The following is a 24,151-nucleotide window of genomic DNA, read 5'->3' as shown; positions in this document are numbered from 1 at the left end:
AATCAGGATGATTGATGAGCGTAGTTCACGTAGTCGGAATTGGTTTGGATGGAAAAGCAGGGTTAAGCGAGAATGTACGGCAAATTGTTGCCCAAGCAACACTATTAATTGGTAGCGATCGCCATTTAAGCTATTTTCCCCAGCATCCTGCCCAAAAGTGGGTACTTGGCGATTTTACTGCAACCATTGAGCGCATCCGCAATCAAGATACAGGGAATGTCGTTGTTTTAGTCAGTGGCGATCCGTTGTTTTTTGGTTTAGGGCGACTCTTACTAGCAGAATTTCCACCTGAAAAACTTGTCTTTCACCCGCATTTAAGTTCAGTACAATTAGCGTTCAATGCGATTAAAGTTCCTTGGCACGATGCTAGAATCATTAGCGTTCACGGACGTTCGTTAGCAGAATTAATTCAAGCGTTGCAGCAAGGCGCTGAGAAGATTGCTGTTTTGACGGATAACACAAATACTCCGAGTGCGATCGCGCGTTTAATTCAAGCGTTGGATTTACCAAGCGATTATCAGTTTTGGGTTTGCGAGAATTTAGGAAGTCAGCAACAACGCGTACAATCTTGGTCACTCGCACAAGTTGCATCAACAACGTTTGCACCGTTGAATGTTGTTGTTTTACTGCGTCAAAATCATGCCCAAGACTTGGATTTAGCAACACTACCACAGTTTGGTTTACCCGATCGGGTATTTTTGAGTTTTAGCGATCGCCCAGGATTAATGACCAAGCGCGAAGTGCGCGTGTTAGTTTTGGGAGAATTAGCGCTACAACCTGGACAAATTGTTTGGGATATCGGCGCGGGTACGGGTTCTGTTGCGATCGAAATCGCCCGTTTATTTCCGACATCTTGCATCTATGCCATCGAAAAAACCGCAGCAGGGACAACATTAATTCAACAAAATTGCGATCGCTTTGGTGTAAAGAATGTTGTTTCGATTCGCGGTAGTGCGCCAGAAGTTTTATCGCAACTTCCCACCGCAGACCGCGTTTTTATTGGTGGAAGTGGCGGTAATTTAGTGGCAATTTTAGAAGCTTTGCGCCTTTCTCCCAATGGTGTTATTGTCCTTGCTTTAGCAACGGTAGAACATCTTGCGATCGCTTTAGATTGGCTCAAACATCAACAATGGCATTATCAAATGTTGCAAGTACAGCTATCGCGATCTGTACCAATTGCGGACTTAACGCGGTTTACGCCCTTAAATCCTGTGACAATTTTGAGTGCTGTAGCAGAGGTCAGAGTTAAAAACTAACTTATGAATAGCGCAAGCGGTATTTCCAATTACCAATTACCAGTTACCCATTACCAATAAAAGTCCTGCTGTTGCCATTAATAAAATAATTCCGAGAATTCCCGCTAAGGGTTTATTGTGTTTTCCTGTTATCCAGTCAGGAACTTTTTGGGTGTAAGCGAGGACTTGAGTTGTGTCGATAGATGCGATCGCCCACACCCAACCGCTGTGCAATCCCCACGCTAAGCCTAAACTTCCATTATCAATGACTCGCGCTAACACGAGCACCATTCCCATCAACCACAATCCAGGGAGTTGAGGTACAGTTTCGCGTTGTTCCCACACAAGATGTAGTCCCGCAAAAATTCCGCTAGAAATAATTGCGGCGAGCCACAATGGGTAATCTTGCTGCATTTGTGTCAGCATAAAACCCCGAAAAATTAATTCTTCGGTAGCACTTACCCATAGCGCTAGAACTAATGTCGGTAGCACGACACTCATGATTTGTTTTGGAGATATCTGTTGCCAATTCACCCAGCCCAAAAGTGTTTGAATTGCAAACAAGATAGCGATGCTAAGGACTGCGATCGCTAAACCTTCACCTAAAGATCGCAGAATTGCAAAATTCCAGACTACGCCATAATCTAAAAAATTTCTATTTGTGATTTGGCTCACTTTCCAAAGCACAATTGGAGCAATTAGATACAGCGAGGCTAATAACGGAAGTTTCTGCGCAGCTAATGTCTTTGACTGATCGCGCGCGACAAACAGCGGAATTGCTATTGGCAACCAACACCCAGCCCAAGCAATTAAAAAGCCTATTACTCGTAGTAATGAGCCTGGGGTAGCTGCCAAATTTATCATCAAACTATGCGCTGTATAGTTAAGGTGAGCGTTCAAAACCGCTGTTAAATTGCCAGATTTTTTTGATTGAAGATTAATAAAAAGGTTAGGCTAAAAGTCATGTTTCGGGTATTGAGGAATAAGCCTTACTCTTTTTGAAAAACATTATTCTTCATCTTCGTCATCATCTTCATCCTGGCTAGCACTTTTATCACTATCTAGTTGAATCAAGTGAATGTGCTTGTATCCTAGCTTGATTTCAAATTCATCTCCTGGTTTGAGTCCCATCGCCTCAGTGTAAGTTGCACCTATGACGATTTGACCATTTTTGTGAACGCTAACACGATACGTTGGTTCGCGACCGCGTCCATCTTTTGGTCCTTCTGGACTTAAGGGAATTCCCCTCGCTGCTAATAATGCATCATAAAAATCTGTGAGATTAACGCGAGTCTGTTTATTCTTGGTTATTGTGTAATAACCACAGCGCTTTGCTCTTTCTCGTCTTGGTAAGTCGGATAATTCTTTTACCTTTTGCAGTAATGCTTTTCCTGTTAATGGTGCAGTTGCGGTTTCAGTCATCGCACTTATAAATCCTTACGTTCTCCAAGTTGGTTTCGTTGTCTTTTACAACAATCACATTATAAAAAATATATCCTCTTCTCTCTACTTTTTGGCAAAATGATCTGGGAATATTTACATCTTATCCTTTGTTAATTATATTTGCATACAATTTTTATTTTAGTGACAAAGCATTGAGGTAATGAGTAAAGTTTTTTGCAATTCCTAAAATTTTTTATTCTGCCAGTGAGGCAACCATCGATTACTGAGATAAAAGCTTAAACTGAGATGGCTCTTCTTCGGTTTTTTTCGTCTGTATGGCAAATAACAGGTAGCAGTTTACTGATTTAGCTGCAAGGTACTCAATCCTAGCGAGCATATTGTGTCAAGCCCAGACACATAATTCTTAAGACATATTTTTGCAACGTTGCAGTTTGTCATTGACAAATTATGACAAACCAACCACTTAACCTTAGTGATACCAACTGAAAAATATAGTTATCACGAATCACAATTCTCCCTTCTCCTTCTGTACGTACCTCTATGCATCTCTTTATCTCAACCTTAAAGCAAAACACTATTAGATAGGTAGAAGGGCTGAGCTAACTAGAGTTCCAAGATTGGTTTTAAACTAGAAGTAACGCCCAATTTACCCATTAAATACCAGCGTGTCGCAAGTAAACGCCAGAAATCCTAGCAAGTAAATGCTAGGTAAGCTCGTTAATTTTAGAGATACGCAGAAAAATTTGTAAGGCTTTGTAAAGATGCAAGTTATTTTTAAAGTTATTCGACAAAAAGAAAATTCTCCGCCCCAAGCCCAGACATACCAATTGGAAGTTGAACCAGGTAATACAATTTTGGATTGCCTAAATCGCATTAAATGGGAACAAGACGGAAGTTTAGCATTTCGGAAAAATTGTCGCAATACGATTTGTGGCAGTTGTGCAATGCGGATTAACGGACGTTCTGCTTTAGCGTGTAAGGAAAACGTTGGAAGTGAAATTCAAAGATTACAAAGTATTGAGGGTCGTCATGGAGCAACTCCAGAAATTATTCTAGCGCCGTTAGGAAATATGCCAGTCATTAAAGACCTAGTGGTAGATATGACAAGTTTTTGGAATCACTTAGAGGCAGTAGAACCTTATATCAGTACGAGCGCTAGAAAAATACCAGAACGCGAATTTTTACAAACTCCACAAGAGCGATCGCGCCTCGATCAAACGGGTAATTGTATTATGTGTGGCGCCTGCTATTCCGAATGCAATGCGCGGGAAATTAATCCAGATTTCGTCGGTCCGCACGCGCTTGCCAAAGCTTACCGCATGGTCGCAGATTCGCGCGATACTCAAACTGAAACGCGCTTGGAAAAATATAATATTGGTACTCAAGGTGTATGGGGCTGTACGCGCTGTTTTTACTGCAATAGTGTGTGTCCGATGGATGTTGCACCTTTGGATCAAATTAGCAAAATCAAACAAGAAATCTTAGCGAACAAAGAAGTACCAGATAGTATCCCGATTCGTCACCGCAAAGGATTAATTGAACTGGTAAAACAAGGCGGCTGGATTAACGAGCCGAAGTTTGTGCTTCAGGTGGTTGGCGATTACTTTCGCGATCTCAAAGGTTTATTACGAATTACACCGCTTGGTTTCAAAATGCTCATTCGCGGTAAATTCCCACTTCATTTTGAACCATCGACAGGTACCGAAGAAGTGCGATCGCTGATTGAATCAGTACAGCAAAAGAGGGGTGAGAAGTGAGAAGGTAGTGGTTAGTGGCTCTAGTGACTAGGGGGTAGTGAAAAGATGCATTCTCATGCTTCCTCTGCTTCTGTGCTTCCCATCTCTTTTTATTGTGGCTCAGTTGGGATATTAATTGGTTTTCCGGTGCGATCGTAAATAAGAATATCCCACTGTCCGTTAGCACTGGATTCAAAGGCAATTCGATTGCCATCAGCGCTAATTGTCGGGTTACGGACTTCGGCTTGCAAGTTAGTTGTCAAGTTCCTTAACTGGCGAGTTTCGCGATCGTACAAAAAGATGCCAGACTTTCCTTGACGATTGCTAGCAAATACAATGTACCGACCATCTTCAGATATAGCAGGACTTGAGGCGATCGCATCAAACGAATTTAATCCTGGTAAGTCAACTAATTTGCGGCTAACCATGTCAAATAAATAAATATCTTGACGCCCGAAGCGATCTGAACTAAAGACGATGTATCTTCCAGAGACGCGCGGGGTGAGTTCAGCTGCAGGGCTATTCAGGCTTCTTCCACTTGGCTCTGAGGGGAAGCTTAGCAAGCGGGCGGAGCTTCCATAACTACTCAATACTATTAAAATTAACGTCAGCGCTAGGATGGTTGCTAGTAGAGTAACGAAGCGTTTCACAAATGAATGATAAAAAGCTAAGGTTTAGAAGTGCTTGACTAGGGTTTGCAGCAAGACAAGCCTGAATGCGATTGCGCGTGCATTCGCAACGAGAACCACAAGAGTTACTTGCATCGACTGCGAGCAAAGTATGCCTTACTCCCTCAGGTCTCTTAGCTTAGTATGTAAAAGTACAATTTGTTTAGGTAACCTTGACTTTAGTCGGAAGACGTCTGTAATTTATGCTCCTCAATAGGAACGCCATCAGGAATATCTAACTCAATCCTAGAACCTCGATCGAGGACTTCGATATCCCACTGACCATTAATACTACTTTCAACTGCGATGTAGCGACCATCAGGACTAATGCTAGGATTGCGAATCCATCCTTGATACCATCTGCTGAGAAATTGTCGCTGTTGAGTTACGCGATCGTAGAGGACTAAACTCGGTCTTCCTTGGTCATTAATAATACAGACAATGTAGCGTCCTGTATAGCTAATGCTGGGGCTTTCGGCAATAACTTCAGGGCGGTCTTGTAAGCCTGGTAAAGGTAGCAAAACCTGCGCTTGTAAGTCATATAAGAGGAGATGACGACTACCATCACGATTTGAAACAAAAGCGACGTAGCGACCATCGCCACTCAATGCTGGTTGTTCGTCAGTATATCGGCTGTTCAAACTAGCGGGAATGCTGGGGCGATCGAGAGGAGTACACGCGATCGCAAAAAGCAATAACCCCGAACCCAGACAAAGATTAATCCAGTGCCGAAGTCCCCATTTTGCTAAAAATTTTCTCACCTCAAGTCTACTGCAATGCCCCTACCCAAGTTGACATTCAGAATTTTATTATTTTTCAGGGACAACTTGACCATACTTGTTTGCAGCACTATCAATTAGCAACTACCATTAGCGCTAATAGCTAATTGATAAGTATAGCCCTATGACTTGAGTTTGACCTATAAATTTCTAAGGTTCGTCAAACCTGACTGGATTATCAAAGTCACTATCTGAGGCATCAACGGGCTTGTAATCTACATAATCGGTTGGCGTTGCTTCAATATCGTCCTCTCTTCTTCGAGACGTACCTTGCGCAGGCGCAGGACGGCGTTTTCTGGTCGTCGGTCGAGCTACTGTATTCGAGCTATCCTTGTCTTCCCACGAAGAGTCACTACTTCTTGTAGGACGTGAGGGTCTACTCGTGCTGCTGCTACCGACATCATCCCAGCTACTATCTGATTTGGGATATCCCCACTCATCAACTTCTGGGCGCTCAACGCTTGAACGGCTTGTTGGACTTGTCGGACGAGGAGAACGACGACGCTTTGTTGGTCTATCTGCAGGTGCTAAGCGCTCAGAACTACTAGCGCGATTCGAGTACCGACGCCGAGGCTCGTCATCGTAATCATCGGTAGAATTACGCCGGAGTTCGTCTTCATATTCGGTAGTTCTTGCTGGGCGCGTTTCTTTTGTGCCCTGAATTCTTCTTCTGGGATTAATTGTAGGGCGTTCTTCGTAAAGTGGCTCAAGCTCGTCTAACTCGGCTTGATACTCATAAACGGGGCTAACTGGTCTTTCTTCATCCACAATTCGCGTGTTGCGTTTTGCTTGTTCAGTTGCAACACCCCGCAATCGGACACTTTCAACCGCAAAGAAGATTGCTGAACCCGTGAGTAATAATTGACCAAATTGCAAAATTGGGTCTAATCGCCAGCCTTGAAATAAAAGAATAAAACCGCACAATAGCCCGACAGCCGCGAAAAAAATGTCGTGGTCTCGCGATAGCTCTGGACGCACTGAGCGCAGAAAATATAGACCTGCACCAGCTACAGCTAAGACGATGCCCAGGATACTCGCTGAATTTAGTCCAAAGTTAACCATTTCTATTCTCTCAAGTATGTCTTATCCTAACGAGTCCAGCCAAAAATCACCATAGGGATCTGGGCATTGTTTTTGTTGCATACTGCCAATCGATATTAATTAAATCTGTGCTTCTATGCAACTTATCTACTCGCTTCTACTCGCTACACATCTATGACACAACTACAGCACGCGTTACTGAATTTGTGGGGAGTCATTGCGACTCCCTTAAATCTATTATGAACGCTGGATTTTATCCTTTTGACTAATAAAAATCAAACCTACTGTTGCTGGAATAACAACAATTAAAAGTCCAGCCAGCAAACTATAAAAGAAATTCATTAACGACGGTGTCATAGATTCGCAACCTTTTTGCACACTTCGATCTTAATTTTAATCTTCTGTTACACCATTGAGAAGTTCATCGCATACTGTTTTATGTCTTAGATTAACGCACTGCCTTGACAAGTAAGAATGAGCTGCAGTGGAAATAGTTGTATTAACTGCGATTTTTCTACGCGCCGCCAGTAAGCCTTTTTTAGTTAAAATACAAAATATTTACAAAATTTAAAATAAAGTATGTCATTCTTGGTCATTCTTGATTGAGTACTTCTTTCATAGTTAGATACTTTTGCACCCTAGCAGTCAATTTCTGAGTCGTTTCGCCGTTAAACCAATATGAGCGCTGTTACTCTAACGAATTGGATTCTTGGTTCTATATTGGGACTGATGATCTTGTTATTTCTCTTTCGCATCGTTCTGACGTGGTATCCACAAGTCGATCTCAAACGCTTTCCTTTTAACGTCATTGCTGTAACCACTGAACCCTTTTTAGCGCCTTTGCGTAAGTTAGTACCACCAATCGGCGGAGTCGATATTACTCCTGTGATTTGGCTAGGGATTGTCAGCTTACTGCGCGAGCTACTGTTAGGTCAACAAGGATTACTCACAATGGCAACGCGTTTGCACTGATAAAGAGGGATGAGGCGCGAGTGAATAGTGGCTAGGCGTGAGTTTTGATTTTTGGAAAGAATTTTCCTGACTCAACTCTGCGCTAGAAATCCTGACCCTTGACCTCTAATTTCCCCGCGAGAACATGACATGTTCGACAAAGTTCGTATAAACGTCACCTTGTAAAAATTCTGGTGTTTCTAGGATTCTTTGATGGAAGTTAATTGTTGTGGGCAAACCAGTTAGAGCACATTCGCGTAAAGCACGTTTCATTCGTCTGATCGCGCTGGCACGATCTGGTCCCCAAACGATTAATTTGGCAATTAAGGAGTCGTAGTAGGGAGGAATTTGATAATCGGTGTAAACGTGGGAATCCATGCGCACGCCGGGACCACCTGGCGGTAAGTAGCCGCTGATCCGACCTGGAGACGGGCGAAAGTCATGGTCGGGGTCTTCAGCATTAATGCGACATTCGATCGCGTGACCGCGCAGAACAACTTGGTCTTGAGTCAACTGCAGTTTTTCCCCTTGGGCGATGCGAATTTGCTCAGCCACCAAGTCCAGTCCAGTAATCATTTCGGTAACTGGATGCTCGACTTGAATCCGCGTATTCATTTCCATGAAATAAAATTCGCCGTTGGGAGCAAGGAGAAATTCCACCGTTCCCGCACCCACATAATCAATTGACTTCGCAGCTTTAACTGCAGCTTCTCCCATTTTTTCGCGGAGTTCAGGAGTGAGTGCGGGGCTAGGTGCTTCTTCTAATAATTTTTGGTGACGGCGTTGAATCGAACAATCGCGTTCGCCAAGGTGAATGACGTTGCCGTAGCTATCTGCGAGAATTTGAAATTCGATATGACGCGGACGTTCGATAAATTTTTCCAGGTATAAGCCAGGATTACCAAAAGCAGCTTCTGCTTCGCCTTGAGCGGCTAAAAAGAGTTTAGTGATTTCACTGTCGTCGCGGACAAGACGCATGCCACGTCCGCCTCCCCCTGCTGTTGCTTTGACGATTACCGGATAGCCAATTTGACGCGCGATCGCACTTGCTTCGAGTTCGTCTTTGAGTAATCCATCGCTACCAGGGACAATCGGTACGCCGGCGCGAATCATCGTTTCTTTCGCTGTTGATTTATCGCCCATAGCGCGAATTGCTTCGGGTGAGGGACCAATAAATGTAATTTGATGATCCGCACAAATCTCTGCAAATCGGGCATTTTCGGCTAAAAATCCGTACCCAGGGTGAATCGCCGTCGCATTGCGCGTTAAAGCTGCGGCGATAATGCGGGGAATATTGAGATAACTTTTGCTACTCGGAGCCTCGCCGATGCATACCGCCTCATCTGCTAGTTGGACGTGGAGGGAATCGCGATCGACGGTCGAATGAACCGCAACGGTCGCAATTCCCATTTCTTCACAAGCACGGATGATCCGCAGGGCAATTTCTCCCCGATTGGCGATGAGTATTTTAGAAAAGTGCATTTGCCAGCAACACCAACAGCTAGAATAATTGCTCTCGCTAACTCCTAGAACTTCTTTATAGCGGCAGTGCGATCGCGTAGCTTCAGCATACAGTAAATCTGCAACGAAATTGCGCGTAATCTGCTACTATCTATAATTAGTCGCAAGCGGATGTGGTGGAACTGGTAGACACGCACGTTTGAGGGGCGTGTGGCTTACGCCTTGCGAGTTCGAGTCTCGCCATCCGCATTAACAGTTTTGAATTGCAGAACGTTTTATAACTCACCCCTAAAGAGTTCCAAACCCTTTTTTCTTCTTTTCCTTTTTCTTCTTCTTGGCTGTACCACCGCCACTGTAGCCGCGCCAGCCAGGGGCTGAGGGACGATTACCAGCGGCAGCGAGAGGATTACCCATACCGCCACCGAACATTCCAGGCATTCCAGGGAACCCGCCTTGCGTCATTTGTTGCATCAGCGATCGCATTTTCTGAAAATCGCCCACTAACTTACTCACATCGGCTTCTTTGTAACCCGAACCATTGGCAATCCGTTTTCTGCGACTTGGAGAACTGGCGAGTAGATCGGGATCGCGGCGTTCTTGCGCGGTCATTGAATTAATCATTGCTTCGGCGCGCTTTAGCTGTGTTTCGCCTTGCTTGAGTTGATCTTCCGATAACTTATTCATGCCTGGAATCAGCTTCATGATGCCGCCCAGCGAACCCATATTTTTCAGCAGCCGCATCTGCTTGAGGAAGTCGGTAAAGTCAAATTTTGCTGCCATAATTTTTTCTTGCATCTTGGCAGCATCTGCAAGATCGATTTCCTCCTGCGCTTTTTCAACCAGCGTCAAGACATCTCCCATTCCCAGAATTCGCGACGCCATGCGATCGGGGTAGAACGGTTGAAGTGCTTCTACTTTTTCTCCAACACCAACAAACTTAATCGGTTGACCAGAAATCCGACGTACTGATAGCGCTGCGCCACCTCGACTATCGCCGTCCAGTTTCGTCAGAATTGCCCCTGTAATTCCAATTTGCTCGTGGAAGGTTCGCGTCAAATTCGCCGCTTCTTGCCCTGTCATGGCGTCTACAACAAGTAGAACTTCATGGGGTTGCACCGTTTCTTTAATTTGGGCTAACTCTGCCATCATGTCTTGGTCAATTTGTAAGCGACCAGCTGTATCAATAATGACGGTGTCTACTCCTTCGGCTTTTGCGCGTTCGACGCCTTGACGTGCAATTTCCACAGGGTTAGCATCACTTCCCATTTCAAACACGGGTACTTCTATTTGCTTACCTAGCGTCACTAACTGGTCAATCGCCGCAGGACGATAAACGTCGGTAGCTACCATCATGCAACTGCGATCTAACTTGCGTAGGTGTAATGCTAATTTAGCTGTCGCCGTCGTTTTTCCAGTTCCCTGTAAACCAGCCATCAGGACAATTGTTGGTGGCTGATCTGCTTGTGCTAGGGGAACGTTCGTTTCCCCCATGACTTGCACAAGTTCCTCATATACAATTTTGATGAACTGCTGATCGGGTCGTACTCCTGCAATCACCTCAGCACCTTGTGCATGAGATTCGACTTCAGCAATAAAGTCTTTGACTACCTGTAAATTAACGTCTGCTTCCAACAGTGCGCGACGTACTTCTCGCAGCGCATCTTGAATGTTGGACTGGGTAATTTTGTCTTGACCCCGCAGTTTTTTCCAGGCAGACTCTAAACGGTCAGCAAGTGCATCAAACATAATTCGTCAAAATCCGTTCGTCTATAAAAAGTATTGTGTCAGCTAATTTGCTTGTCTACTTACTACGTTAAATGCTTAGCTATCACTAAAGCTATTAGCGAGCATTGCCAAGACTAGAGAACTGCTTTCAGTAAGCTTTTTTGTCGCTTGCTTCTGCATCTGCATCAATGTCCAAATCTTGACTTTGCTGCCATCTCCTCAATTCAGCGGCTTCTGCGTGCCTTAGTAGTGGTGTATGCACTTCGTCGGAAGCTTAGAAGGAGTCAGTCATACAAAGCCGGTTTGTTGCGATCGCATCTTCAAACTTGCAGGAAAATTGTAAATTTTTGTTAAAGTAGGGTATTTTGTATTTTTAGCTACAGAATTATCTGATATAGTAAAATTGTAAAGCAAAAACGCAAACAAATTATTTAAAGAGGAAGCCAGTATGTCTACTCAAGATCAAGCCCGTGCCTTAATGATGCGTCATCATCACCTCATCAGAAATCGTCAGCAAGCGATGCTGAATCGTGCCGCATCTGAGATGGGTCTAGACGGAGCCGAATATCTTGACTATATTCAAGACATTCAAGGTAAAGTAAATCCCAGCTTCCGCAACACATACGACCGCAGTTCAGCGACGATGAGCTAAAGATTAATACCAAATTTTGCGACAATCTCAAACTATTCAACGCAACTAACTCATTTAATTGCTTGAGAATTTTACTTCTTAGTCGAGCGAGCAATAGAAAAATAAACTAAATATATTAATCACCGTTTGCCTTGCAGCAAATTATCTTCAACTCTGGCAAGGCAAAATTACCGAAGAGTTATTCATCTTTACATTTGGGCTTTCTTCAATCGTTGAAGAAATGCCCATTTTTTATTGTTGATGAATAAATGCTTAATTACAAAATCTGAGATAAAAACTTGCGCGTGCGTTCTTCTTTCGGATTTTGGAAGAATTCTTGGGGTGTAGCTTCTTCGACAATAACACCGCTATCCATCAAGACGATGCGATCGGCAACTTCGCGGGCAAAACCAACTTCGTGAGTAACGACCACCATCGTCATTCCCGAACGTGCCAGCGATCGCATCACATCTAATACTTCTCTTACCATTTCTGGATCGAGGGCGGATGTTGGTTCGTCAAAGAGCATAATTTTTGGTTGCATTGCCAAAGCGCGGGCGATTGCGACTCGTTGTTGTTGACCGCCAGAAAGTTGACCAGGATACTTATGCGCTTGTCCTAAGATTCCAACTCTTTCGAGTAGCTGCATCGCAACTTCTTCGGCTCTTTTTTTTGGCCAGCGGCGTACCCAAATCGGGGCTAAAGTGACGTTATTGAGTACCGTAAGATGGGGAAACAAATTGAATTGTTGAAACACCATCCCGACTTCTTTACGAATTGCATCGATGTTGCGTAAGTCGTGGGATAGTTCAATGCCATCAATTTCAATTCTGCCTTGTTGGTATTCTTCTAAAGCATTGAACGTGCGAATAAACGTTGATTTTCCTGAACCAGATGGACCCATAACGACAACAACTTCACCTCGGTGAACATTAAGACTGACACCGCGTAGAACGTGAAATTTGTTGCTGGCGTACCACTTATGGACATTCTGAGCGATAATTGCAGGTTTTTGTGGCGAAGAAGAATCTGTTTGTGTTGTAATAGTCTGCTGCGTCATTGTTTTGTTTTTCCTTAGATGGTGTTAGGTCATAGGTAATAGGTAATTGGAATTGCTGCTACCGCTGACCAACATTCAACTTGCGTTCGAGATTGCGGCTAGCTTGCGACATTCCATAGCAGAAGATCCAGTAGATTAAACCGATGAATAAGTAAACTTCGGCGTAGCGTCCGATAAATTCTGGTTGTGCCAAGATCGAACGGGCGATTCCAGTAAGTTCGAGTAAGCCAAAGAGTGCAAGGAGCGAAGTATCTTTAAATAAGCTGATGAACTGACCAACAATTGCGGGAATCACGGCTTTTAGGGCTTGGGGTAACACGATTAAGGACACTGTTAGAGGTGCGCTGAGTCCTAAAGCTTTAGCAGCTTCGGCTTGTCCGCGTGGAACGGCTTGCAAACCACCACGAACGTTTTCAGCGAGATACGCAGCACTGAATAAGACAAGTCCGGCGATCGCGCGTAGTACTCGGTCTAAATCGCGGAACCAAGGCGGGAGAAACAAAGGTAGCATCACTTGCGCCAAAAACAAAATGCCGATTAATGGTAAGCCTCGGATGACTTCAATATAGAGAGTTGATAAACCGCGTACAACCGGAAGCGGACTTTGCCTTCCAAGGGCGAGTAACACTCCTAAAGGAAATGAAAGAATGATACTTGTTGTTGCAGTAAGTAATGTTAATAGTAGTCCTGACCAAACCGTTGTTGGGGTAGGTGCTAACCCTAAACCACCTTTGATTAACCACCAGACAACGAGAAACGCAACGCCCCACGCGACGGGAAACCAACCACTAAAATTAGCTGGTAATTGCCGCCCGATTGTATAGCCAACTGTTGCTACAAGTGCGATCGCCAGTAACCACAACCGCGATGATAAAGGCAGTGGTAGCAAGATGACAGCAGCGAAGATAATACCCAAAGCAATCAACGTAGAACGACTGAACCATCGTGCATCTTTGCGACTAAAACCCCAAGCGATTCCGGCTAAACCTGCAAGGACTCCCAGCGATAGCCAAACACGCCAATAAAGTTCGGGAGGAAATCTACCGACAAAGAACAACTGTAAATTAGTGGCAACGACATTCCACTGGGCGATATCAAATACCCAGCGCAATAAATTACTAACTCCGACAACAATGACGACGGTACACACAATCGTCAGAATGACGTTGTACCAAGTACTAAATAAATTGACACGCATCCATTCCCAAGGCGAGGAAGCGCGACTTATAGGAGGGGCAATAGGAGGAGGTAGTTCTGTTTGCATAGGGTGAGGGGTTGGAGGAAGAAGGGGAGCAGAGGTGCAGAGGTGCAGAGGAAGCAGGGGAGCAGAGGAAGCAGGGGAGCAGAGGAAGCAGGGGAGCAGGGGAGCAGAGGAAGCAGGGGAGCAGAGGTGCAGAGGTGCAGAGGTGCAGAGGAAGCAGGGGAGCAGAGGAAGCAGGGGAGAATTTCTTTGTAACTCTCGTTGAGTGAAGTAGAAGAAAGTGTTTTAATAATGCTTGCTAATTATGAGCGCGAACACTTTTAGCGCGTTATCGTTCTTTAAATTGCACGGTGCGGTTAAACAAGTTCATCGCCAGTGAAATGATTAAACTAATTGTGAGGTAGGTAATCATGATCAGAAACATGACTTCTACTGCACGTCCTGTTTGGTTAAACGTTGTTGACGCAACAAAATAAACATCAGGAAAACCGATCGCGATCGCTAAACTAGAGTTTTTCGCCAGGTTAAGGTATTGACTTGTCAATGGCGGGACAATTACGCGCAAAGCTTGGGGTAAAACAACACTTTGCATCACTCTTCCTGGTTTGAGTCCTAAAGCGCGTGCGGCTTCCCACTGTCCTTGCGGAACGGCTTGAATTCCGGCGCGGACGATTTCGGCGATGAAACTTCCGGTATAAACCACAAGTCCCAAAAGCAAAGTTCCGAATTCGGGCGATAAGCGCAGTCCGCCTTCAATTTGCTCAGTTCCTACTAGTTGGGGCAATGTAATACTGAAGGGAATTGCACCGTTGATAATGTACGCAAGCGCGATCGCCGCAACGATTGGTGTTAAAGCCCACCAGAATTGATTGCCAGGAACGCCCTGTTCTTGCATAACTCGCGTTCGCCACTGCCAAAGCGCGATCGCTCCCACAATCCCTAACGCGAGTAACAATAACCATACTCCCGCGCCCGCACTTCCTTGTATCCAGGGTAAATATAGTCCGCGACTGGATAAAAAAGTTGGACCTGGAAGCGTAATGCGATTAGCAACATTTGGTAATTGCAAGAAAAACGCAAAGTACCAAAAGAATAGTTGTAAAAGTAGCGGTATATTGCGAATCGTTTCAACGTACACTAGTGCTAATTGCCGCACTAACCAGTTATTTGATAATCGGGCAATTCCGGCAACTAAACCTAGAATTGTTGCTAAAACAAGTCCTACTGCAATGACGCGTAGCGAGTTAACCAGTCCAACTAAAATCGCTCGACCGTAACTATCTGCCGGATTGTAGGAAATGAGCGTTTCACCAATGTCGAAGGAAGCTTGCGAACCAAGAAACCCAAATCCTAGCTGAATGCCTAATGCTCGCAAGTTGTAGATGACGTTATCGATGACCAGAATCACCAACAACAAAAACAGCAATACAGCAATAACTTGTCCAGCGACTCGCCAAAATCGGGTATCTCTGAGTAAATCCTGAAACTTGGGTGCATTGCGCGTAACCCGTGGACGCTGTGTTGTCATTAATTTGCTTTGAAGATTGATTAGTAGTTAGTGGCTAGTGGTAAGTGATAAGTTTTGAGTTAACCCTCATTTGTCATTATTTATTCTCCTCTGCCCACGCCAGTTGCCTCAACGGGGGAAACTCCCGCACGGAGCAGGCTCCTCTGCTCCCCTGCTCCCTTGCTTCTTTTACCGGAAGGGAGGTGCATAATGTAGTCCACCTTCAGTCCACAACTCATTTTGACCGCGTGGGAGATTAAGGCGTGTTTGAGGACCAAGGTTGCGGTTATAGATTTCGCCGTAGTTACCAACTTCGCGAATTGCCCGCGCTATGAAATCATTTGTTAGTCCTAACCCTTGCCCTAAATCGCCTTCGGTTCCGAGTAAGCGTCGTACGACTGGATCTTCGCTATTTGCAAAAGAATCGATGTTTTGTGACGTAATTCCGAGTTCTTCTGCTTCGATTAATCCAAAGATGACCCACTTTACGGTGTCGTACCATTGCGGATCGTTGTTTCTCACTGCGGGTGCGAGTGGTTCTTTGGACATAACGATATCCAAGAGGACGTGTTCGTCAGGGTTTGGTAGGGCACTGCGTTGCGCGACTAATTGCGAGCGATCGCTCGTGACTCCTTCACAGCGTCCTTGTTGATATGCGGCGAATGTTGCTTTATCGTCTTCAAAGACGATCGGTGTATACTTAACTCCTAACTTACGCATTTGGTCAGCAAGATTTTGTTCGGTACTGGTTCCTGTTTGGACGCAAATGGATCTGCCTTGCAAGCCTTTTAAATCTTTAATGCCGCTATTTTGTTTGACCATCATGCCTTGACCGTCATAAAACACGGTAGGTGCAAACTCTAACCCGATGGATGTATCGCGGCTAATTGTCCAGGTGGTGTTGCGGCTGAGGATATCGATTTCGCCTGCTTGTAGGGCTGTGAATCGCTCTTTAGCGTTGAGGTTGCGAAAATCTACTGCTTGCGGGTCGTCAAACATCGCTGCGGCGATCGCCCGACAAATATCAACATCTAACCCGTTATATTCGCCTTGTTGAGTCACATAGCTAAATCCTGGTAAATTCCCACTGACGCCACACGATAACCTGCCACGGGTTTTGACTCGATTCAATACCGCCCCTGATGCTGTGCCACCTTCTTGGGCTGATAATCTGGGATATAAAAACAGGCTACAACCCGATAACGGAGCCGCCAGCAGTGCTGCACTCAACAGCAGGGAACTCCACTTAAGCATATTTTTCTTCCCGTATTTCCTTTCGTTGTTATCTACACTTTTAAAATCAGGCTAAACCGGAATTTTTTATATAAAGTTAATCTTGCCGAATCGATAACCTTAACTGCGGTTTAATCTTATAATTTGATATACACGATAAATGCAGCTACTGATACAGTTTGTGATTTTTATTAACTAAATAGTACTAAAGTAAAATAGACTAATAGCTGATTGCTAATAGTTGAGCACGAGCGATCGAATTGCTGTTATACATTCGCTTCTTTCAGGAGAAGCTTTAATTGAAAAGATATTATGCCATTATCCTCCAGCGAAACCACAAAAGTGTAAGCTGTATAAACGCGGTCTTAATGATACTTATTTAGTCGAAGCTGAACAAAGTTGACACTACATTTTGCACGTTTGCCGTTATGGGTGGCGAACCCTAGCCGCAATTAAGTTAGCCGTCCTGAACTCAATTGCGAGTATCTTTATATATTGGTCAATCGATGCGATCGCTGCGTTATTTCCGCACCGTAGAAGTGATATTGATTATCTTTTCAACTTAAGCACTCAAATCAAAACAGAGTTAATTGAATTAGCGTTATCTCAAACACCATCAACTTACAGAGTTTGCATTGGTGACTTTCATTCAACCAGCGCTATTTGATTTTAACCAATGTGGTTACAGTTGGCGGGCTTTTGATATTGCTAAGTTTGTGCATACGGTCTATCGGTGGGAATTAGATGTTAGTATTCGCGAATCATTTATACAGGGATATCAAAAAATCCGCCAGTTGAGCCAAGCCGAGGTTAACGCAATTCCTGTGTTTACTATAGCAGCACGCATTTGGGTTATGGAAATTGCTCGTGCTGTTGTAGAAATGGTTTGATACTCGGATGGTTTTACTAAGTAAGCTTACTTAATGTGTGAGATTATACTTATTGATAAAAAATAAAAGTGCTACTTTCCTTACAGCGTTGTAGTAATCCATGCTATATCGTATTACTTTGAGACTACTACAAGTAAGTAGTATCTTTGATAAAATGGTGTTCAGCTAATAAAGATTATTTTATTAATGACTATTTTATCATTGAAATAGTAATTTCAGGTGAATTTTTATACAAACTTATATTCTATCCGCTTGCTATATCTTTAGAAAGATGTGGCAGAATTCAAATAAATATTAAGTTACACATATTACAGTAATTTGGTATATTCTATTCGTTAGGTGCCTGTCGTTGGATGCGGAAAAACGTGTCTTCAGGTCATCAAGCGCTACTGTAATGCTTGCCAATTAAACAACAAAGTTGTTGATATTTACAATCTGAAACAATTTTTGTAAAGTTAGCTGAACTTTTTTTGCTTTTTTTAAAAGCAGATTTGCTAACAAGTAATGAAATTTGTTGCCTCAGATAGTTAAATTTATTCCTCTGCTCATGAGTAGCTCGTGAATTTTGATTGAAAGATGTTGTACCGCAAACCGTTAAACAAACTGCAAAGATTTTTACGCAAACAAGGCTTTTTACGTTTAGGGGTTTTTAGTGCGTTTTTCTTAGGTATCGTACTTTATAGTTGGATCGCACTATCGCAGCAACCAGTAACACTTAATTTATTAATGACTGCGCCTGATGCCCAACCTTGGCAACAGGGAATCGTTAAAGAATTTGAAGCAAGAAACCCTGATATTCGGATCAATATTATTGAAGGTCCAAACGCGACAAACTTACTAGAAGATTTATACACTTCGGCGTTTATTTTAGGTGATTCTCCTTACGACCTAGTAAACATGGACGTAATTTGGACGCCTAAATTTGCAGCGGCTGGGTGGTTGATGGATCTAACGGATCGGATGTCTGCTGAAGAACTAGAAGCATTTTCACCCGCAGACGTCGAAGGTAGTCGCTACGAAGGTCGGCTATATCGCATTCCGATGCGTTCGGACGTAGGAATGCTATACTACCGCACCGATTTACTCGAACAAGCTGGATTGCAACCACCAGAAACATTTGCAGAATTGATTCAAGCTTCACAAACGTTACAACAAAAAGATTTGGTTAACTGGGGTTACGTTTGGCAAGGGCGGCAATACGAAGGACTTGTCGCGATGTTCATTGAAATATTAGAGGGCTTCGGTGGATTTTGGGTAAATCCGGAAACGCTTGAAGTCGGATTGGATCGACCGGAAACAGTGCAAGCAATTAACTTCTTGAAAGACACCGTAGCGCAAGGAATTTCACCGCCTGGAGTGACAACATATCAAGAAGAAGAAACACGCCGCTTTTTCCAAAGTGGTCAAGCCGCGTTTTTACGTAATTGGCCTTATGTTTGGCCTTTAGCTCAAGAAGAAGGTTCGCCAATTCAAGGCAGAATCGCGATTAAGCCGATGGTTGGTAGTGAAGGAAGAAGCGGTGGCGCGTGTCTTGGCGGTTGGGGCTTAGGAATTTCGGCTACCACAAGACATCCTGAAGAAGCATGGAGGGCAATTCAATTCTTTACTTCTGAGGAAGCACAAAAGAACTTCGTTTTGAATGCAGGCTTTGTTCCGAGTCGGCGATCGCTGTTTACCGATCCAGATATTGTTGCGGAGTACCCGCACTATCCGCAATTACTCGAAGTTGTACAGCAAGCAGTGTTACGTCCACCAATCGCGCAGTATGCGCAAGCGTCTGATATCCTACAACGTTACCTCAGTAGCGCATTGACAAATCGGATGACACCCGAACAAGCAATGCAAGCTGCTGCTAACGAAACTCGCCGTTTACTCAATAGAGGTTAGGGGTGAGAGTGATGAGTTTAAGAGAGTTACGAGTGAAGTCACTTTTTTTAAAAAATACCTCAGACACCTTTGTGCGCTTTCCAAAACTCTTCCACTAGCTACTAGCCACTAATCACTTCCTTCTACCCTCAAAACCTTTGGAAATTTAAAATCTTTTGTGCATTCGATGTTTAATACAAAGACAATTCGGGGACGCGAACAACGGACAGCATGGATTTTGATCGTACCAGCCTTGTTCATGCTGTTGTTTGTGTTTGGTTATCCCATTATCCGTGCTTTTTGGCTGAGTTTATTTACGCAAAACTTGGGAACGCGACTGCAACCTGTGTTTTCTGGGTTTGACAACTACGTGCGGATGGTAGGAGATGGTCGTTTTTGGCAAAGCTTTGGGGTAACAATTATCTTTACCGTTTCTTCGGTTATCTTGGAGTTACTTTTAGGATTAGCGATCGCGCTGATTCTCAACCAAAAGTTTTTTGGGCGCGGTTTAGTACGAACATCCGCAATTATTCCCTGGGCTTTGCCAACCGCTTTAATTGGTTTAGCTTGGGCGTGGATTTTTAACGACCAATTCGGGATCGTTAACGATATTTTACTGCGGCTAGGAGTTATCAATACCGGAATCAACTGGCTAGGAGACCCGACGCTAGCAATGTTTGCGGTCATTTTTGCTGATGTTTGGAAAACGACGCCATTCATCAGTATTTTGCTACTTGCAGGCTTGCAATCGATTTCACCCGATTTATACGAAGCGCACTCGATTGATGGCGCGACTCCTTGGCAAAATTTCAGCAAGATTACCTTACCTTTACTGCTACCGCAAATTTTAATCGCGATGTTGTTTCGCTTTGCGCAGGCGTTTGGAGTTTTCGACCTAATTCAGGTAATGACGGGCGGGGGACCTGGCGGTGCAACCGAAGTGGTATCACTATACATCTATTCGACGGTGATGCGTTACCTCGACTTTGGCTATGGTTCAGCACTCGTCGTCGTGACATTTTTATTACTGGTGTTAGCTGTGGCGATCGCCAGTCTCCTCCTCAACAAACTTCGCGCTCGAACCTCTGGTACAACTTAATTCATAATCTACAATCATGACTGCAACTCCTGAAGTCGTTCCCATTACTCCAAGACAAACCGGCGGCGCCAAAAAAATTCCCTGGCGGAAGATTTTAACAACCATCGCCGTCATCTTCGTTGTCATCTTTTGTCTAGCGCCAGTAATGTGGCAAGTGTTAACTTCATTCAAAGTTAATGAAGATATTGCGGCTGTGCCAACAGTGTATTTCCCAACGCGCTATACGTTAGACCACTACAGAGAGTTATTTATCCGCCGCCCATTTTGGCGCTATATCCTCAACAGTGCGTTTGTGTCGATTGTGTCTACTGCACTAGCTTTAGCGCTGGGCGCACCGGCTTCTTATGCGCTAGCGCGACTGCGTCCTTGGGGCGGTAGGGTGATTTTGGCAGGGATTCTCATCGTTACCCTATTTCCAGGAATTTTACTATTCATTGGACTTTTAGAAATTATTCAACAATTAGGATGGGGTAACAACTACCTAGCACTGATTGTTCCCTACACAGCCATTAATTTGCCATTGACAATCTTGGTGCTGCGCAGTTTCTTTGAGCAATTACCAAAAGACTTGGAAGACTCCGCTAGAGTGGATGGCTACAACACGTTTCAAATGCTGTGGGAAATCTTACTACCAATGACGCTTCCAGCTTTGGTGACAACCGGAATTCTCACCTTTATTTTTGCCTGGAACGAATTCATTTTCGCGCTGACCTTCATGACACGCGAGGAACTCAAAACAATTCCCGTTGCAGCAGCCCAGTTAGGAGGTGCATCGGTGTTTGAAATTCCCTATGGACCGATCGCCGCTGCGACAGTTCTCGGTACGTTACCGCTTGTGTTGCTCGTTCTTTTCTTCCAACGCAAGATCGTTCAAGGTCTTACCGCCGGTGCTGTTAAAGGCTAGTAATTGGTGGTTAGTGGCTAGTTACTAGTTGCTAACCGCTACACAACAACCACTTATCATTCATCACTAACCACTAATAAAATGGCTAGACTCGAACTCAAAAACTTAAATAAAACCTTTTCTCCTAAAGTCGTTCCCGTCAAAGACGTTAGTCTCACTGTTGAAGATGGAGAATTTCTAACTCTACTTGGTCCTTCCGGTTGTGGTAAATCGACAGTACTGCGCATGATTGCGGGGTTAGAAGAACCAACACGCGGTCAAATTCGGCTAGGTGGTGAAGATATTACGTTTAAACGACCAGGCGATCGCAATATGGCAATGGTATTCCAAAGCTATGCGCTGTATCCTCACATGACTGTCGCCGAAAACCTGGCTTCGGGACTTAAACTTAAAAATGTACCGCGCGCAGAAATTAAACAGCGCGTTGCTGAAGTTGCGCAATTGCTTGGTCTAGAAGAGTTACTCAACCGCAAACCTGGTCAAATGTCTGGAGGACAACGCCAGCGGGTTGCTGTCGGTCGCGCTTTGGTGCGTCAAGCCCAAGTATTCTTACTCGACGAACCTTTGAGTAACCTCGATGCGCTACTGCGCGAACGCGTTCGCGCAGACCTTAAACAAATCTTTGCAAACCAAAAAGCCCCAGTCGTTTACGTAACGCACGACCAAACCGAAGCAATGACGCTTTCGACGAAAGTTGCAGTACTCAATAATGGCTATGTGCAACAGTTAGCACCACCGGATCGCATTTATACGCACCCTGCTAACTTGTTTGTAGCGGGGTTTGTTGGTAGTCCCCAAATGAATCTTTTGACTTTACCGTGTCGCGGACGTTACGCCCTACTGGGAGATTATCAAATTCCCCTGATTAATATTCCAACAGTTCCACCACAAATTGTTTTAGGAATTCGCCCTGAAAACGTCCGCGTTGCTCGCTCAGAAGATGAATACATCATCCAAGGTAGGGTATTTTTAGTAGAAAATTTGGGGATGCACAACTTAGTTAGTGTTCGTGTCAATAGTTCGCATTCAGAACCTGTGACAGTACGCGCATTGCTACCTACAGACCAAGTTTGGAGTAACGAAGAAATTACACTTGCTCTACAGCCACAAAGTATTCACTGGTTTGATGTTGAATCAGGAGATGCACTTGTCGGAAGACAAATGGTCGGAACAATGAGTTAGTGGCTATTGTTTGAGTAGCTAGAGTAATAATATCTCATTAACTTATTTCTCTAGCTACTTTTATCGTGATGCAGCAATTTACACAATTTCCCTCGGCTGAACAACTTGCAGCCGTAAAAACATATATTAAACAAAGCTGGAAAACTTTGTCGCGATCGCCTGCGGATATTTTATTAGCAGCTTATGACCCAAAGCTGAAGCGTAGTGAAAATTCTTCTTGGCTAGTTTACGTCTCCGATAAAGAAGAACGCTCAAAAGTTGAACAATCGTTACAACAAATTCTGAGTCAAGCAGAATTTAATAAGTTAGAAATTAGAACTTTACCCGCAGATATTTCAACAATTCAAGAACACGGATTACTTTACCTTCCAGGTTCTTACGTTGTTCCTGGAGGACGTTTTAATGAAATGTTTGGCTGGGATAGTTATTTTATTTTATTAGGATTACTACGAGATTGCGAATTGGAACTGGCGCAAAGCTTAGTCAGTCAATTTATTTACGAAATTGAGCATTATGGCACAATTCTTAATGCAAATCGTACGTATTTTTTAACGCGATCGCAACCGCCAGTATTAACTTTAATGGTACTAGCGTTGTTTGAGCATACACAAGACAAACAATGGTTGCAATCAGTACTTCCAGCCATTGAAAAGTATTACAACTTTTGGACTACAGAGCCACATTTACATCCAGAAACAGGACTCTCGCGCTTTTTTGACTCTGGAACTGGACCTGCACCCGAAGTTATCAGCGATGAAAAAGATGACGCGGGCAGAACTCACTATGACCGAATTTTAGAATACTATAGAACGCAGAAAATTGACGGTCTAGAGGCATATTACGATCCAATAAGTGGCTTTACCGAATCCTTTTATCAAGGCGATCGCTCAATGCGCGAATCTGGCTTTGATTGTTCGCATCGCTTTGGATTATTTAATCTCGAAACTACGCAGTATTTACCTGTGTGTTTAAACGTTTTGCTGTATCAGATGGAGCAAGACATTGCACAAATTTATCAAATTTTAGGTAAAGATTCACAACTTTGGCGCGATCGCGCGACAAAACGCAGCCAAACGATTAATCAACTGATGTGGGACGAACAAGCAGGACTTTATTTTGATTACAACTTTGTCACCCGTCAACGCAGTCAGTACGAATTTATCACGACATTCTATCCTTTATGGGCTGGAATTGCTTCACCACAACAAGCTAAAAAAGTTGTAAAAAACTTAGCAAAATTTTTAGCACCAGGCGGTTTACTCACTAGCACTGTTGTCACAGGAAATCAATGGGATGCACCGTTTGGATGGGCACCGTTACATCTAGTTGCTGTCCAAGGTTTAAGCCGTTATCATTATGTCGCGCAAGCTGAAGATGTTGCTAAACGATTTATGATGTTGGTTGTGCAAGAATTTGAAAAATACGGTGCGATTGTCGAAAAATACGATGTTGTTAAGTGTTCTGCCAACGTTTCTGATGAAATTCTCTTTGGCTATAGTTCTAACGAAATTGGTTTTGGTTGGACAAACGGAGTTTTTTTAGAACTGTTATTTTGGTTAGAAAACTTATAGTTGCAAT

The 24,151-nt window shown here is 43.8% G+C and carries 22 protein-coding genes and 1 tRNA gene; 11 read left to right on the top strand and 12 right to left on the bottom strand.

Annotated elements, in window-relative coordinates:
• Positions 1-14: 14 nt before the first annotated feature.
• Positions 15-1,256, top strand: a complete 1,242-nt coding sequence (gene cbiE / locus B1A85_RS01365) for a precorrin-6y C5,15-methyltransferase (decarboxylating) subunit CbiE (protein WP_104545143.1) — start codon at positions 15-17, stop codon at positions 1,254-1,256.
• A 36-nt stretch (positions 1,257-1,292) separates the two neighbouring features.
• Here the strand turns inward: cbiE and B1A85_RS01360 are convergent, their stop codons facing one another.
• Together B1A85_RS01360 and B1A85_RS01355 are read right to left on the bottom strand one after the other, a co-directional pair.
• Positions 1,293-2,099: a CPBP family intramembrane glutamic endopeptidase gene (locus tag B1A85_RS01360; protein ID WP_104545142.1), complete on the bottom strand. Its 807-nt coding sequence runs from the start codon at positions 2,097-2,099 to the stop codon at positions 1,293-1,295.
• Between the two features lie 144 nt (positions 2,100-2,243).
• Positions 2,244-2,657, bottom strand: coding sequence for an AbrB family transcriptional regulator (locus tag B1A85_RS01355; protein WP_104545141.1), 414 nt, complete (start codon positions 2,655-2,657; stop codon positions 2,244-2,246).
• Between the two features lie 743 nt (positions 2,658-3,400).
• Here B1A85_RS01355 and B1A85_RS01350 point away from each other — a divergent pair.
• The gene (locus B1A85_RS01350) at positions 3,401-4,396 is read left to right on the top strand and encodes a succinate dehydrogenase/fumarate reductase iron-sulfur subunit (protein WP_104545140.1); all 996 of its coding nucleotides are present in this window, start codon (positions 3,401-3,403) and stop codon (positions 4,394-4,396) included.
• An 89-nt stretch (positions 4,397-4,485) separates the two neighbouring features.
• On the opposite strand, the gene B1A85_RS01345 is transcribed toward B1A85_RS01350, so the two are convergent.
• The 4 genes from B1A85_RS01345 to psbX form a co-directional block, all read right to left on the bottom strand.
• Positions 4,486-4,995, bottom strand: a complete 510-nt coding sequence (locus B1A85_RS01345; RefSeq protein WP_104546267.1) for a TolB family protein — start codon at positions 4,993-4,995, stop codon at positions 4,486-4,488.
• A 227-nt stretch (positions 4,996-5,222) separates the two neighbouring features.
• Positions 5,223-5,804 carry a TolB family protein gene (locus tag B1A85_RS01340; protein ID WP_104545139.1) on the bottom strand — a complete coding sequence of 194 codons (582 nt, stop codon included), beginning with the start codon at positions 5,802-5,804 and terminating at the stop codon, positions 5,223-5,225.
• 168 nt (positions 5,805-5,972) lie between these two features.
• On the bottom strand, positions 5,973-6,884 hold the full coding sequence (locus B1A85_RS01335; protein ID WP_104545138.1) for a Ycf66 family protein: 912 nt from the start codon (positions 6,882-6,884) through the stop codon (positions 5,973-5,975).
• A 216-nt stretch (positions 6,885-7,100) separates the two neighbouring features.
• Positions 7,101-7,220 carry a photosystem II reaction center X protein gene (psbX, locus tag B1A85_RS01330; protein WP_104545137.1) on the bottom strand — a complete coding sequence of 40 codons (120 nt, stop codon included), beginning with the start codon at positions 7,218-7,220 and terminating at the stop codon, positions 7,101-7,103.
• Positions 7,221-7,541: 321 nt separating this feature from the next.
• On the opposite strand from psbX, the gene B1A85_RS01325 reads away from it, so the two are divergent.
• Positions 7,542-7,835: a YggT family protein gene (locus B1A85_RS01325; protein ID WP_104545136.1), complete on the top strand. Its 294-nt coding sequence runs from the start codon at positions 7,542-7,544 to the stop codon at positions 7,833-7,835.
• A gap of 105 nt (positions 7,836-7,940) precedes the next feature.
• On the opposite strand, the gene accC is transcribed toward B1A85_RS01325, so the two are convergent.
• Positions 7,941-9,296, bottom strand: coding sequence for an acetyl-CoA carboxylase biotin carboxylase subunit (gene accC / locus B1A85_RS01320; protein WP_104545135.1), 1,356 nt, complete (start codon positions 9,294-9,296; stop codon positions 7,941-7,943).
• Positions 9,297-9,442: 146 nt separating this feature from the next.
• On the opposite strand from accC, the gene B1A85_RS01315 reads away from it, so the two are divergent.
• Positions 9,443-9,524, top strand: a tRNA-Leu gene (locus B1A85_RS01315).
• 39 nt (positions 9,525-9,563) lie between these two features.
• On the opposite strand, the gene ffh is transcribed toward B1A85_RS01315, so the two are convergent.
• Positions 9,564-11,021, bottom strand: coding sequence for a signal recognition particle protein (gene ffh, locus B1A85_RS01310; protein WP_104545134.1), 1,458 nt, complete (start codon positions 11,019-11,021; stop codon positions 9,564-9,566).
• A gap of 427 nt (positions 11,022-11,448) precedes the next feature.
• Between ffh and B1A85_RS01305 the strand changes: the two genes are divergently transcribed.
• A complete protein-coding gene (locus B1A85_RS01305) occupies positions 11,449-11,652 on the top strand; it encodes a hypothetical protein (protein WP_104545133.1) in 204 nt (67 codons plus the stop codon).
• A gap of 256 nt (positions 11,653-11,908) precedes the next feature.
• Here B1A85_RS01305 and B1A85_RS01300 read toward each other — a convergent pair whose 3' ends face one another.
• The 4 genes from B1A85_RS01300 to B1A85_RS01280 all read right to left on the bottom strand — a co-directional run bounded on the left by B1A85_RS01300 (position 11,909) and on the right by B1A85_RS01280 (position 16,653).
• Positions 11,909-12,691 carry an amino acid ABC transporter ATP-binding protein gene (locus B1A85_RS01300; RefSeq protein WP_104545132.1) on the bottom strand — a complete coding sequence of 261 codons (783 nt, stop codon included), beginning with the start codon at positions 12,689-12,691 and terminating at the stop codon, positions 11,909-11,911.
• Positions 12,692-12,749: 58 nt separating this feature from the next.
• Positions 12,750-13,955, bottom strand: coding sequence for an amino acid ABC transporter permease (locus B1A85_RS01295; RefSeq protein ID WP_168192327.1), 1,206 nt, complete (start codon positions 13,953-13,955; stop codon positions 12,750-12,752).
• A gap of 265 nt (positions 13,956-14,220) precedes the next feature.
• Positions 14,221-15,420, bottom strand: coding sequence for an amino acid ABC transporter permease (locus tag B1A85_RS01285; RefSeq protein ID WP_104545130.1), 1,200 nt, complete (start codon positions 15,418-15,420; stop codon positions 14,221-14,223).
• A gap of 168 nt (positions 15,421-15,588) precedes the next feature.
• Positions 15,589-16,653, bottom strand: a complete 1,065-nt coding sequence (locus B1A85_RS01280; RefSeq protein WP_104545129.1) for an amino acid ABC transporter substrate-binding protein — start codon at positions 16,651-16,653, stop codon at positions 15,589-15,591.
• 617 nt (positions 16,654-17,270) lie between these two features.
• On the opposite strand from B1A85_RS01280, the gene B1A85_RS01275 reads away from it, so the two are divergent.
• From B1A85_RS01275 to B1A85_RS01250, 6 genes are all read left to right on the top strand, one after another.
• A complete protein-coding gene (locus B1A85_RS01275; RefSeq protein WP_104545128.1) occupies positions 17,271-17,522 on the top strand; it encodes a hypothetical protein in 252 nt (83 codons plus the stop codon).
• A 576-nt stretch (positions 17,523-18,098) separates the two neighbouring features.
• Entirely contained in the window at positions 18,099-19,409 is a 1,311-nt protein-coding gene (locus B1A85_RS01270) for an ABC transporter substrate-binding protein (RefSeq protein WP_104545127.1), read from the top strand.
• 166 nt (positions 19,410-19,575) lie between these two features.
• Complete coding sequence (locus B1A85_RS01265) at positions 19,576-20,487, top strand: carbohydrate ABC transporter permease (protein ID WP_104545126.1); 912 nt, start codon at positions 19,576-19,578, stop codon at positions 20,485-20,487.
• 16 nt (positions 20,488-20,503) lie between these two features.
• Complete coding sequence (locus B1A85_RS01260) at positions 20,504-21,391, top strand: carbohydrate ABC transporter permease (RefSeq protein ID WP_104545125.1); 888 nt, start codon at positions 20,504-20,506, stop codon at positions 21,389-21,391.
• 81 nt (positions 21,392-21,472) lie between these two features.
• On the top strand, positions 21,473-22,573 hold the full coding sequence (locus B1A85_RS01255; RefSeq protein ID WP_104545124.1) for an ABC transporter ATP-binding protein: 1,101 nt from the start codon (positions 21,473-21,475) through the stop codon (positions 22,571-22,573).
• Positions 22,574-22,641: 68 nt separating this feature from the next.
• On the top strand, positions 22,642-24,144 hold the full coding sequence (locus B1A85_RS01250; RefSeq protein ID WP_104545123.1) for a trehalase family glycosidase: 1,503 nt from the start codon (positions 22,642-22,644) through the stop codon (positions 24,142-24,144).
• The last annotated feature ends 7 nt before the right edge of the window (positions 24,145-24,151 follow it).

The organism is Chroococcidiopsis sp. TS-821 (genome assembly GCF_002939305.1).
GTDB lineage: Bacteria > Cyanobacteriota > Cyanobacteriia > Cyanobacteriales > Chroococcidiopsidaceae > Chroogloeocystis.
This window is presented reverse-complemented; position numbering and strand designations above follow the sequence as displayed.